This window comes from Levilactobacillus hammesii DSM 16381, from assembly GCF_001434395.1.
Classification (GTDB): domain Bacteria; phylum Bacillota; class Bacilli; order Lactobacillales; family Lactobacillaceae; genus Levilactobacillus; species Levilactobacillus hammesii.
The window spans coordinates 1-13,385 of sequence record NZ_AZFS01000016.1 but is presented as its reverse complement, the minus strand read 5'-3'; the positions used below and the strand labels follow the sequence as shown (position 1 = coordinate 13,385).

Below are 13,385 nucleotides of genomic sequence, written 5' to 3'. Positions count from 1 at the left end.
TACACGTCGTAGAAGTGATGACTGAAAGGAATACTGGACATAAGTGAGCCAATTTTCGGAATGATACGATGTGGTCAGTGATGGTTATATCAACTGAGCATTAATTTGATTCAAGGAAACGAAAACAGGAGGAATTTAGAATGGAATTTGTCACGTTAAACAATGGCGTCAAAATGCCTGTCCTTGGATATGGGACTTTTCAAACCCCACCAGAGCAAACGACTGCAAATGTCACGGAAGCCTTGAAAGTAGGCTATCGTAGCATTGATACTGCCCAAGTTTATGGGACTGAACAAGGTGTCGGTGAAGCCATCAAACGCAGCGGTCTTAATCGAGATGAAGTGTTCATTACGTCAAAAACGCAAACCGATGGGTATTCGGAAACGATTCAAGGCATCGACGCTTCCCTGAAACGCTTAGACAGTGATTATTTTGATCTTATGATTATTCACTGGCCGACCGCTAATAGTTTGGAAACTTATCGTGCTTTAATCGATGCCTTAAAAGCAGGTAAGACTCGGGCAATCGGCGTTAGCAATTTCAATTCAAAGCAGCTCGACAAATTGATTGAAAATGTTAATATCGTCCCTGCACTTGATCAAATTGAAACCCATTTATATTGGCAACAGGCAAAGATGCGCCCGTACTTGCAGGACTACAATATTGTTCATGAATCATGGGCGCCACTGGGTGAGAACTTTGGGCGTGAAATGATGGCAGAGCCGGAAGTCCAAATCTTATCCGAGAAGTACCAGGTCTCTGCCGCTCAGATTTTGTTGCGGTTTCTGACCCAACAAGACATAGTCACTATTCCCAAATCATTGAATCCAGTCCATGTGGCTTCAAATTTTGACAGTTTAAGTTTTAAGCTAACTACTAGTGAAGTAGCTAATTTGAAGCGGCTGGATCGGCATCAGTCGATCAAAGATTGGCCGCAAACCATGCGTGAAAGTGCGTATTAATCAGAGGTTATTATGAAAGTTCTAATTTTAGCAGCAAATAGCCGCATTGCCCAAATCGTGACGACTCGCCTATTGTCTGAAGGACGCTTTGATAATGTGATTCTCACACTTGGAGTGAGACATCACGACCGTTTGGCAAAACTTGATTCTAAACGCGTCCACGTAGTTGAAGCTGATCTGCGGGACCTGACATCTTTGAATAAAGTACTTGTTGGTCAGAATCTGGTATTTGTGGCGACGGTTGATTATAGTCGCAATTCCCAAGTAACCCAGAACGTAATCGCGGCAATGCAAGCAAATCAGGTGTCACGGGTGATTTTTAGTAATATTCTAGGAATCTACGACGAGGTACCAGGGGCCTTTGGTAAATGGAATCACGAACAAGCATTAGTTCAGCCGTATCTCGCTTCCGGAAGAAATTCGGACCGCTTGCTACGAGACTCAGGCTTGGTATACACGACACTACGATTGCCTTGGTTAAATGATCACAATGAGATTAACTACCAGATTACGACCAAAGGTGAACCTTATATTGGAACTTCAGTTTCACGGCGAAGTATTTCAGATGTCGTCTTAAAGATTATTGCTGATCCGGACTTTGCCGCCAACGATAGTATTGGAATCGGTGACCCTGATACGCAAGGGTTGAGACGACCAGTATTATAAGATGCCAGTGTTCGAAACTAAAGACACTATCAAGAGCGAACGCGAACTTGCCTTTGGGGTGGGTTCGCGTTTTAGTTTGCAGTGAAGTTGACGGGGCCTGATCTCTCGCGAAAAGACACGCATTTGGGGGGATGTTAAATGGTTTTGATGTCGCCCCACCAGTCAGAAAGAAGGTCATCGAGAGTGACAGCCCGTCTAGTCGTATAATCGGCCATGATCTGGGTGTGGCGGTTGTTGGGCGAGAATTGTAGCAACGTTTCCCGACAAACACCGCAGGGCATTCCGCTGATTCCGGTGGGCGGTGCCTAACGAAAGGCAATTAACCGTGGATGTAACCTTGTATTTTTCGGTCATTTCCGATAGTTATCGGCAGCGACTACAACCGGCGCGGTTTAGTTTTTTAGTGCCCGAAAGACCGAATCAGTCTGTGACATACGCCGTCCTGCTAGATTTAGGACGTCAGGGATCGGTTTTGGTAAAGCGCAGTGGCTATCAACTATGTGGCTGGATAGCCCAATTCAGATGAGCACGGGTGGGTCACAGTATAAAACCAGTAGGCGAATCCAGGTAGTCGTGGTAATCTAGATTCATATCATTTTTTAATCAAACTATCATTATTTTGACATAAAAGGAGTGCCTACATATGAAGTATCGACAATTAGGTCAGTCCGGCTTACGGGTAAGTGAGCTCGCACTGGGGAGTTGGTTAACAGATGTCAGTGATGCCGCAAAACAGGACTTGGCCGCCCAGAGTATCAAATTGGCGTATGACAAGGGTATCAATTATTTTGATTGTGCGGATGTTTACAGTCGCGGTGCCGCTGAACGTTTCTTAGGTAAGGTTTTGCAGCAGTTTCCCCGTAAAGAATTGGTTGTCTCAAGTAAAGTCTTTTTTCCATCCGATCGTGGTATTAATGACCGGGGGCTTTCACGGAAACACATCACGGAAGCTATCGACCAGTCATTGACCAATCTTCAAACAGATTATTTAGACCTGTACTTCTGTCACCGGTTCGATCCGCAAACGCCACTAGCAGAAACGTTGACGACGTTGAGTGGGTTAGTTGACCAAGGAAAAATTTTGTATTACGGGGTCAGCGAATGGACGCCGGTTCAGATTTTAAAGGCGGAGCTGATTATTCAGAAACGGGGCTTGCATCCCATCACGGTCGTTCAGCCAGAATACAATCTGTTTGATCGTTACATTGAGCACGAACTCTTGGACTTATGTGGCGAACTCGGGTTAGGTATCGTTCCGTTTTCCCCGTTGGCTCAGGGACTATTGACCGGTAAGTATCGGCAGGGGCAATCCGCACCAGCCGGTTCCCGGGGAACGTTCCAACCAGATCTGCAGGCACAACTAATCCCTGAGAACCTGGCCAAAGTTGAAGCGTTGTCCCAGATGGCAGCGGAGTTAGATACGGACTTGGCAACCTTTGCGTTGGCGTGGGACAAGCGGGATGCCCGTATCTCCAGCCTGATAACCGGCGCAAGCAAGCCGGAACAGTTACAGAATAATTTGAAAGCCGTCGACTTAGAGATTCCAGCAGCATATGAAACCCGGATTGATCAGTTGTTTGGGTTTAAGAAGTTTTCCCGCGAAATTTAAGTGATCAAAAGAGCGCATTCAAACTTGTTTGGTAATCAAACGAGTTCGAATGCGCTTTTAAGCAGTTACAAGGGCCACTGCAGAACAGCTGTGGCAATCCACCAGGTCAGGCCACCGCCAATGAGCAACCCGACGAGGCCACTCAGCACGAGCGTTACGGTTTGACGCGTGTGAGACCGCGTGATCGGAGGCACGGGTTGGTGGCGTAGGTAGGCTTTGATTTGCCGAAAAGTTTTCAGCTGAAGGCGTTGGCTGAGGTAAATCAGATAGCCTGTCAAGGCCAAACCAATAGTGGTTACCGCGGCAATCGCCATCACGGTCGGAATCATGGGCAGCCAGCGCAGACTTACGAATAGTCCGTAAACGGCAACCAGGCAGGTAATGGCGGCTAGACTGAACGGCTTGAGATGATATTTGGCGGTCTGATTTTGTATGGCAGACAGATCGGTTTGGACGAGGTCATTGACGGTCACGTGATACAGGTTAGCCAAGCGGATCAAGCTTTGAATGTCTGGGTAGGTTTTGCCCGTCTCCCAATTGGAAATGGTTTGTCGGGATGTGTAAAGTTCTTCAGCCAAGTCAGCTTGAGTTAAATGTTGCTGCTGACGATAAACGACAAGTGTGTGCTGCAAATTTAAGGGTACCATGGAAAAAGCTCCTCCCTGAGATAAATCTATTGTCCCATTTATCTGGTGTTTTGTCTGCCAAAAGTCTTTGACATAGCGGTAGTAAAGGGGGCTGAGAGGTGGATAATTTGATAATGTCTTAAAAAAGATCAGGGCGTTCCCCCCATCTTTTAAAAATAGACAGTTAGCTGTGCAATTGATGCAAGGGTAATCACATGAGCGGCAATCAAATGCTTTCCCGGAAGATCGTTGTTCTGGGATGAAAGACTAGGCATAAATGAAACTCATTGTCGGTATGGCTGACATTGTTAAAGGATAAGCTGGATGAGATATCGAATTATTGGTCTGATAATGTCCGGTTTCTAACAATCACGGGTGGTGTTTGGCACTCTTTGTGTAGTGAGATTGTGATCAAAAGAGACGAGGTTAATGATAGAACCTGCATTAGACGATTAAAGATAGCCAGCGCCAAGAAAAATATTATTCATCACAGATAAGAAAATTTGTGATGAATTTTGATAATCGTTGCGTATTGTTCCCAAATACCGCGATTTTGACGCGAGTTCTAGACATAGGGTAATCAGAACACATTAATATAGAGTGAATCGTTTGTCCCATTGCTATCTAGCGGTATCTGGTAATTCACATTATTCGTGCTACGCTTGAAATATAAGGAAATTTATTAATCGGAGAACATCTCCATGCGTGACAACGGCTTGGGGCAAAGAAAAGGGAAGATTAGATATGCAGATGGAAGATCGTCAAGAATTTGGTCGTGAAAATAAAACGCAACATCCGCTCCTATACGCGGGCGTTACGCTAATGGCTTTGAGCACGGGGCTCATGATCAGTGCACAATCAGCACAAGCCGCAACGGATACTACAAAGCCGGCAACAACAGCTGTTAAAGATTCTGAGGACACAACATCTAGCGAAGTTGGCCCTTCAAAAAAAGTTGATGGTAGTGCAAGGAGCGGTGCGTCTGACGAAAATCCGGTGTCATCTTCAATTGTGGCTCAGTTGTCTAGCACTGCACCGTCGTCAGTAGCCAGTCAGACATCTAGTACGACAAGTGAGAAGCCAACGGTTGCACAACAGCCGTCTCAGTCGAGCTCGCTAACCGTGACAAGCCAATCAACAACTAAGAAACCAGTTGAAAAGCCAACGGACCCCGTGCAACCACCGGTAACGCATAATGATTCACTTCAGGTAAAGACACCGTCCGTGTCAGTAAAGTGCTCCAAAATATTCTCGGCGATGGGATACTCATTGCGGCTGAATCAGGTTCGGCCGTCCTTACTTTTGTTATCGCGATCTGTGCCTATTCCAGCAAGTGTTGATACCACGACGCCAGATGTGGATGGATTTTCGTATGTCTTAAATGGTGGTGGTGATGGTTATATTATTACTGGATATTCGGGTACGAGTAAGAATATTGTGATTCCAGATGCTCATACTGGGAGTGCGGGTACTTTTAATGTCTCGGAAATTGCTGATAAGGTTTTCGAGAATGCTGGAATCACGAGCTTAACCATGGGTGCTCATATCCAAATTATTGGGGAAGCTGCTTTTGAGAATAATCTGCTGACTACAGTTGACTTTTCAAAGGATACTGATTCGTTATGGGATATTAAAGCCAATGCATTTAATGGTAACAAGCTAACAGGTGTCTTGACGTTGCCAACAACTATAAAGCAGATTGAGAATTCAGCGTTCGAAGGAAATGAGACAGGCGATGGCTCTGGTAACCATTTAACTGGAGTTAATTTCGGGCAAGGAGACCAGTCTCTTGGAATTGGAGACAATGTGTTCTCCCATAATGCACTGACCAGTATAGCGTTACCGAAAGGGACATGGTCCGTTGGGGCAAGCGCGTTTGCCTATAATTATTTGACCACCATTGATTTAGGGAGTGCCCTACAGGTAATTGGAAAAGCTGCATTTTTAAATAATAAGATCACAGCTGTTACCATACCTGGGACAGTAACTAAGATTGAGAATAATGCTTTTCAGTACAATCAAATTTCTCAGCTTGATTTTGATAATGCCAATGCATTGAAAACGATTGGTGAATCAACTTTTGATAATAACTTGCTAACCAGTGTTGTAATTCCAGACAAGGTTGAAACGATTGGAACAGCCGCATTTTCAACAAATAGCACGCTTACACAGCTCACGCTCGGGAAGAATGTTCAGTCCATAGGAGACGCAGCCTTTGCCGGGGATAGCATTGGTGGAAACCTCTACATTCCGAATACGGTGGCTACTATTGGGAATACTGCTTTTGCTGGCAATCATTTGGCAGGCTTGCAACTCGGTGACGGGTCCTCTGAACTTCAAACGATCGGAAGTGCGGCCTTCTCCGGTAATACGACCTTGACTGGAAAGTTGGTGATTCCAGACAGTGTGACGTTCATTAACGATGGTGCTTTTGCTAGGGATACCTTGACAGAAGTTGACTTTGGTAAGAGTACGGGAACTATTGGGAATGATGCCTTTGTTAGCAATCACCTGACAGGGACGCTGACATTGTCAGATGGTATTCAACATGTTAATGATGACGCTTTCGCGGGCAATCACCTGACTGGCCTAAAACTGGGGACAGGTTTAGTGACGATTGGAAACAATGCTTTTGCTGGCAATCAGGTGACGGGGACTTTAGAAGTGCCTGACTTGGTAACGACAATTGGTGAGAATGCCTTTGGAAGTAATCAATTAAAGGCACTCACATTGGGAAAGTCTGTAAAAACGATTGGGGCTACAGCTTTTGCGAACAATCAATTGCAAGGGACATTGGTCGTTCCTGGCTCGGTGACGGATGTTGGTGCTTCGGCCTTTGCCAGCAACCAGTTGCGAGGGATTCAACTGAACGGTCCCGTCAATAGTATGGGAAACGGGGCCTTTAGTGACAACAATTTACAACAGATTCAGGCTACCCAACCGATCACACATCTTGGAGATAACGCTTTAGCCGGGCAGAAAACGCTAGCCGTTACCGTTAACGAATCTGGTAATCAGCTGACCGGCATCCGTGCGGCCATTGCCAAGCAATTACAATTACAAAACTTCAGTTTAACGAATCCCATGATCTTTATGCTGAACGGCACGCAGGTGACATATGATCCCGTCACTGACGCGTTAACCCTGCCTGCGGGCTTTTCGGGAAACCGTCTGGTCTTGTCACTGGCCAGTGGAACGACGGGGGATGCAACGGACCATTCCGGAAATTATGGGGTGGCAGCCCTTACGTTGGATTGGTCAACACCAAATCATGGTTCTGGAACAACCAGCCCCACAACGCCGACCAATCCAATTAAACCAACAATATCGACTGAACCAGCGCAACCGGCGACGCCAACCACAGCAGCTACTCCTGGCCAATCGGCTAGTCAACCTAAGCCGACGAAGCGGTCGCCTAAAAAGGTGCCGTCCCGTCAAGTGAAGCAGCACCAAACTAGGGGGATGGCTGTGAAACACACGGGTCGGCGAGCAGGTTTTAAGCTAACTGATCCGGTTAACTTCAGCAGCGAACGACAGAAAATGTCAACCCCTGCCTGGTCGTACACACACCAGTCGGCCGTTGTAAAACGTGGTGCCAAAGTCGACGGGCAGGTAACACAGGAACAGACGCAGTTGCCCCAAACCTATGAACGGCCCAATTATTGGTCAGCCATTGGGGCGACGCTGTTGACGGTGTTGGCCGGACTAGGATTAGGTGCACGTCGCCAGCACCGGTAAAGGCTTTGAAATTTTTATCAAATAAAATTGCAGTTTCAAATGGTCGTCAGGATGAACTGACGGCTATTTTTGTGCCTCGGCTGTATAACGAATGTGGGAGAAGAAATGGCGCACGGGTAGCAACGATTCACTGACGGTTTACGAGCTGTACTTGACGGGTTCGGTCACCATACCGCTGAAACAATGGCGAGTTGGAAAAAGAAAAAGTCGAGCAAGCCTTTTAAAATCGTACAGCTAGCTGTACAATTGCTTTAGAGGTGATTTCATGAACGGTGATCAAATGCTTTCCCGCAAGCTGGTTATCTTGGGGCGGCGGATCAGACACAAGCGTAATCGATTCGTTGGTCGGTTAGGGTTAACCAGTGAGCAGGCCGATGCATTGCGGTTCTTTGAGGACTTTCCGCAGAGTACGATTACGGATTTTAAAGATCATCAGCAGATTACGCACCAGACGGCTCGCCTGATTGTTAAGCGGCTGGTTAATCGACAACTGTTGCGGTTAGATCCTAACCCCGATGACGGTCGTACCAAGCTGGTGGGGTTCACTGCGGCCGGCCTCGCGAAATGCCGGCAGTTGGATGTGCATATTAAAGATACCAGCCAGGCATTGTTCACCGACTTTACACCGACCGAACAACAAGAACTTTTGGCGATGCTAGATCGCGTCAGCCAGAATTTGGAAAGGAACTGAGGTCGTGTGAAGACCCGTTTGTATACAAAAGATGTTAAATTAGTTTTAGCCGCCAGCTTCTTCTTTCTGATGAGTCCGATGCTGGTAAATCCGATCATTGCGGGGTTCTCTAGCAATGTCGGGGCGAACAGTGTGTTAGCTGGGGTTGTTGCGGGGATGATGAACTTGACCTCGCTAGTCTTGCGGCCCTTAGCCGGGAATCTGACGGATCGTTTCTCCAAGTACCGGTTGACCATGATTGGGGGCATCCTGATCCTAATAGCTTGCGTGGGTTATGGCTTAACCACGTCCGTTCCCTTGATTATGGTGTGGCGAGTTGTGAACGGCCTGGGATACACGCTATGTACTGTTTGCATGTCGACCTGGATGGCTAGCCTGTTGCCGGCCGATCGAATTGGCGCTGGCATGGGCATTTACGGGATTGCCAATGCTTTGGGGATGGCGATCGGACCGGCAGTGAGTGTCTATCTCTACCATCACTTTGGCTATCGTAGCGTGTTCTGGGTAGCCGCGATTTGCGTGACACTTTTACTCATCATTATTCAGTTTGTGGGGAATCGTAGCGTGCCACATCCCGATTACCGAAAGAACAAGGTCCAGCAGCCGAAATTGCGTTTGGTTCAGCCCAAGGTCATTCCAGTTGCCGTGATTCTCTTGCTCTTTTCTCTGCCGTATTTCGCGACACAGACTTATATTGTGAGCTATGTCGAACACCGTGGCTTTCCAATTCCAGCCGGGGCCTTCTTCCCAGTTTATGCCCTGGTACTGTTAGCGATGCGGTTACTCTTAAGAGACGCCTTTGACCGCATCCCCTTTGGCAAGTTCTTCTGGGTCTGCCTAGGGTGTAATCTGATTGGCATGATCGGCCTGACGGAAATGACGAACTGGCTGATGCTAGCGGTAGGGGCCGTGGGTCTCGCCGCCGGGTATGGCCTGATGTTTTCTATCTGTCAGGCGAAGTCACTCACGCTGGTTCCCAAGTCTGACCGGGGCCTGGCTAATAGCACTTTTTATATTGGGATCGACCTGGGGATGACACTGGGTCCCATGCTGGCGGGGGTCATCACGACCTATCTGCCATGGGTCTGGCTCTACCCGGTGATGGCAATTACGCTCCCGCTGCTTGTGGTGGTGTACTGGCAGAATCGGCGGAAGCTAGCCTGAATTGAATTTGATAGTTCGTGTAGGCCTGCCATTTGGAAGGCCTATTTTTTACGCCTGTTGATTACCGGGTGTCGCGTTGAAGCATCTGACGAGGCTGTAATTTTGAACAAGATGGCTTTCCAGTAAATTATAAGTAAACAATGTACAAGTTGTGTAAATGGGATTGTAAGTCAACTCGTTGTTTGCTAGTTTAGAAGGAAATATTGTACGGGGAGCTGACAGAGCACATGGGCCTAAATTTTTCGGAGATACTGAAACCGGTGTACGCCATGGTCACCCCCAAACAACCTGGGGCGCTTGTGACTGTTCCAGCACCAACCGGTAGTGGCAAAACGTTTGGGGTGATTGATTATCTATGCAAACGGGTGGTTGAAAATCAAAAATTTCGTGCATATTTTGTCGTAACCAAGAAAAGTAATCTTCATGTGGATGAGTTTGGCGAGAATCTACTCACCCAATACGTGACGGAGCATGGCGCCTTTGCGTCTGCTGAGGCTCGGCAACAGTACCTCTATCGAACGTTGGCCGTTCTGAGGTCGCTAGAAGAAACAGTTGACATGATCTTAGCTCATCAGCGTGACATCCCAGTGGACCTACAATCAGAAGGACTCTCACGTGTGGTGGAACGATTAGCAGCGTACTATCAACGTTTTCATAATCAGCCGGATCAGGAATTAAGCGGGGGACGAATCAAGGATTATCAAAATATGGCACAAGCCTTTACCGAGTTTAAGGGGGAACTTATCCAGGTGTTAGCGGCTGAGCTGGGATTAGAGACGCCGTTAAGCCATGAAGATCGGGTCTTCTTTTGCCAATATGTCGCAACTGATGAAACACCCGCTGCACATTATCTCAATCGGTACTTTCCAGAAATTAATTTAGGCCAGCATCAAGTGGTTCTCCTGACGTGGTCCAAGTTTACGCGGAGCTATCAATCTTTTTTCAATTCGCAGTCAATCATAATCAGTCGTGATGAGGAACTCGGTGACGCGCTGATTGTGTTGGATGAAATAGACAAAATGAAGCGTATTTTGAGTGATCAAATTATTGATGACAGCTTGCGACTACCGATCGACTTTTTAGCATTTTTTCGAGAAATTCACGCGGCAGCGAATACTCTCCAGAAAAGACGGTCGACGGATATTATGGCAATTCTGCGACAAAATAAAAGTTTTAGTAAGCTAAAAGACCAGGTCAATCGTCTGGATCAAAAGTATAAATTGACTGAAGATTATAAGACGGTCAACGCGACAACGGCGACAAATTTCATTTTCAATCTATCACGTTTAACGATAACCAGTAGCCATGCTTGGTGGAGTCAAGATAATCCGGACGAAAAGAAGGTCGTTTTGACCCGGGCAAAACCTAAAATTAATGATCTCCATTTTTATGAGATGGTCCAGCAGATTGGTCACTTTCTGGAGATGCTCACGGCGTTAATGGGAAAGTGGGCGGAACGCTATCAACTTCAGGTCAACGGACAACGTGCGGCTTTGGAAACGCAGTTGCAGATAGAGAGTGCTCTGCGCACGATTTGTGACACCTTGTGGCTATCGCAAGATGCCCAAGATATTATTACAGCGCTGTTTCACCAGCTGGGTAGTCATCGTCATGAGATTTCTAAGATTAAATTTGAAAATTATTATGGACGTCATTTACAACGCTCTGGCCTGCAACTGGTTTCCTTAACAGATAGCGACGATCATTTAAATCGGACGCAGATTGAGATTGCAACTGTCCAGACGACGCCGGAAAAATTTCTTTTGAAGCTTGTGAAGCGGGGCATTGTTTTGGGAATGTCGGCGACCGTCAATATCGAAACGGCGCTTAGTAATTTTGACTTTAATTTTTTACGAGAACAGCTAGGGGAACGACTGCTTGATGGTCTTGAAAACTTGCCGGATTCGGTTAAGGAAACCTTTGATGTCAGTCGGCGCTATCGTGAAAACGGCGGGACCGTCAAAGTTTTAGAGACGACCTCACAGGCTGCAACCAGTGAGGGTGGGCACTGTATGCGTGACTTATGTTGCACCCGGTTACAGACGTTGGCACTGTCACACGAGCAAGATGAGGACTTAAAAAAGCTGGATCAATTTGTTAAGCAGACGATGATCCAGGTTCATCAGCAGTTTCAGAAGAAGAGTAATCCTAAAGAATATCAGTATATCCAATTGCGCTATTTGGAACTATTCGATAGCTTCATCTGTTTTTTAGGGAATGCCAAGTACCCAACATTTTTAGGATTGCAGAGTGTCCTTCCAAAAGAAGACGACGATTTTCGCCATTTAGCAATGGATCGAAAATTTATAGAACAAGTGTGGGCAAAGCTGGTGGACATACTTTGTGCAACAGAAACATCACGTCCACAGATACGAATGATTGCGAAGAAGTTATCGGCACAGCACTTGGCCGTTGAAAAGCAGGTGGTTGAGGCGTTAAAATTGCCAGCCGTTAAGGCAACTAGAGTGTATTTGTTGAGCAGTTACCCCACGCTGGGCGTTGGTCAAAATTTGCAATATCGCGCGGGAAGTTTAGAAGGCGCACAGATTATCGATATCGCACCTAAGGCAGTCTCAGCTGGCGATGAACGCCGACAAATGGTAGACATTGCTGGTATTTATTTGGGACGAATCACCAACATATTTACGCAGATTCCTGATCAGGCTGAACCTAGTAACCGTAAGGAATGGCTGACAGCCTATTATGAATTGGCTGGTCTCGTTGACAATGACGAGATTAATTTAGCGCAGGTGGACCTGTATGCGCGAAAGCAAAGTAATGGTCAACCCGTTCGTCAATTTCGTGACACGATCAGCTATGTTGGGGCGCATACGCAAATTATCTTACAAGCGGTTGGTCGCTTGGATCGAGCGTTTAATAAGGTGCCGGAGACGATGGTCCTGTTAGGAACCCAAGTTATTGATTATTATAATGTCTCAATGATGCACGACTATCAGTTGGGGCCAGTTGCGCAGGCCATTCGAGAGCAGCAACGTCAGAAGAAACATGTGGTCCCAACGTTATCGCACATTCGCCAGATTAGGTTCCGGAATCAGACGCAGGAAACGCTGGACGCGGTTAGGCGGATGGCTGGTCAGCTGCAGACCTCTGGTAACGTTGCTAGGCAATTTCAGAAGTTTCGCGAGACACTCTTAAAATATCCAACGATGACGGCACACCAATATGATAGTTATCAAAATCGGGCGGAATTTTCTTATTTAAGCATGAAAGCGACCGCATATCGGGCGCAACGAGATGGAGATGATTTTACTTTTCCATTGAATGATCAGGGGAATGTTGAGATTTCGGCGGACGCAGCCGGACTGACCATTATTGCCCAGAATCCTGATCTTCGGGCTCTGTTTGAGGCCAATCACTGGCCGCTGGATTGGACGGCGTTGGATTACATGCTTAATCCCGTCCAACTGGATAGTTATCAGGGAATCTTAGGTGAAAAATGTGGCAAGTTTTTTATCGAAAAATATTGGTCAACGCAATTGCACGATCTGGAGCAGTTGAATCATGAACTTTTTGACTTTCAGACAGCTAATCACGTTTTAATTGATCTCAAAAATTGGCGGCATCCTCATCAACGTGAGATGCTAGAAGAACGACGGCAGGTCATGGATAAGCTAGATGAAATCAGTAAACGTGATGGGCAATCAGATTGGCGAGTTCTCATGGTTAATTTGATTGAACCAGTCGGACCGCAGAATTTCATTCAACAGGAATTAGTAAACGGGCGTGTTATGGAGGTACCATTTCTTTTAGACCAGGACGGCAAATTTGCGTTGACAAGTGCTGAGCAACGAAAGGTGGGTATTTTCTTAAATGGTCGATGATGACGAGCTGGTAAAAACAAATTATTTAGATCTAAAGGTTGAAAGTACGAAAATAGCCCTCAGCCCTTATCACGAAAGGCCTGAGGT

The 13,385-nt window shown here is 46.6% G+C and carries 8 protein-coding genes; 7 read left to right on the top strand and 1 reads right to left on the bottom strand.

All coding sequences use genetic code 11. The features are described from left to right. Positions 1 to 140: 140 nt before the first annotated feature. From FD28_RS01155 to FD28_RS01145, 3 genes are all read left to right on the top strand, one after another. The gene (locus FD28_RS01155) at positions 141 to 962 is read left to right on the top strand and encodes an aldo/keto reductase (protein WP_057731767.1); all 822 of its coding nucleotides are present in this window, start codon (positions 141 to 143) and stop codon (positions 960 to 962) included. A 12-nt stretch (positions 963 to 974) separates the two neighbouring features. Further along, complete coding sequence (locus tag FD28_RS01150) at positions 975 to 1,628, top strand: NAD(P)H-binding protein (RefSeq protein WP_057731765.1); 654 nt, start codon at positions 975 to 977, stop codon at positions 1,626 to 1,628. Between the two features lie 643 nt (positions 1,629 to 2,271). Then, positions 2,272 to 3,237 carry an aldo/keto reductase family protein gene (locus FD28_RS01145; RefSeq protein ID WP_057731762.1) on the top strand — a complete coding sequence of 322 codons (966 nt, stop codon included), beginning with the start codon at positions 2,272 to 2,274 and terminating at the stop codon, positions 3,235 to 3,237. 65 nt (positions 3,238 to 3,302) lie between these two features. Here FD28_RS01145 and FD28_RS01140 read toward each other — a convergent pair whose 3' ends face one another. Continuing rightward, positions 3,303 to 3,884 carry a helix-turn-helix transcriptional regulator gene (locus FD28_RS01140; protein WP_057731760.1) on the bottom strand — a complete coding sequence of 194 codons (582 nt, stop codon included), beginning with the start codon at positions 3,882 to 3,884 and terminating at the stop codon, positions 3,303 to 3,305. A gap of 723 nt (positions 3,885 to 4,607) precedes the next feature. Between FD28_RS01140 and FD28_RS01135 the strand changes: the two genes are divergently transcribed. The 4 genes from FD28_RS01135 (at position 4,608) to FD28_RS01120 (ending at position 13,298) form a co-directional block, all read left to right on the top strand. Next, a complete protein-coding gene (locus FD28_RS01135; protein WP_057731757.1) occupies positions 4,608 to 7,601 on the top strand; it encodes a leucine-rich repeat protein in 2,994 nt (997 codons plus the stop codon). Positions 7,602 to 7,866: 265 nt separating this feature from the next. Next, the gene (locus tag FD28_RS01130) at positions 7,867 to 8,292 is read left to right on the top strand and encodes a MarR family winged helix-turn-helix transcriptional regulator (RefSeq protein ID WP_057731755.1); all 426 of its coding nucleotides are present in this window, start codon (positions 7,867 to 7,869) and stop codon (positions 8,290 to 8,292) included. A 6-nt stretch (positions 8,293 to 8,298) separates the two neighbouring features. Further along, positions 8,299 to 9,456 (top strand): MFS transporter, encoded by a 1,158-nt coding sequence (locus tag FD28_RS01125; protein ID WP_057731752.1) that lies wholly within the window; start codon positions 8,299 to 8,301, stop codon positions 9,454 to 9,456. Positions 9,457 to 9,716: 260 nt separating this feature from the next. Continuing rightward, the gene (locus FD28_RS01120; RefSeq protein ID WP_235806824.1) at positions 9,717 to 13,298 is read left to right on the top strand and encodes a hypothetical protein; all 3,582 of its coding nucleotides are present in this window, start codon (positions 9,717 to 9,719) and stop codon (positions 13,296 to 13,298) included. Positions 13,299 to 13,385 lie beyond the last annotated feature (87 nt).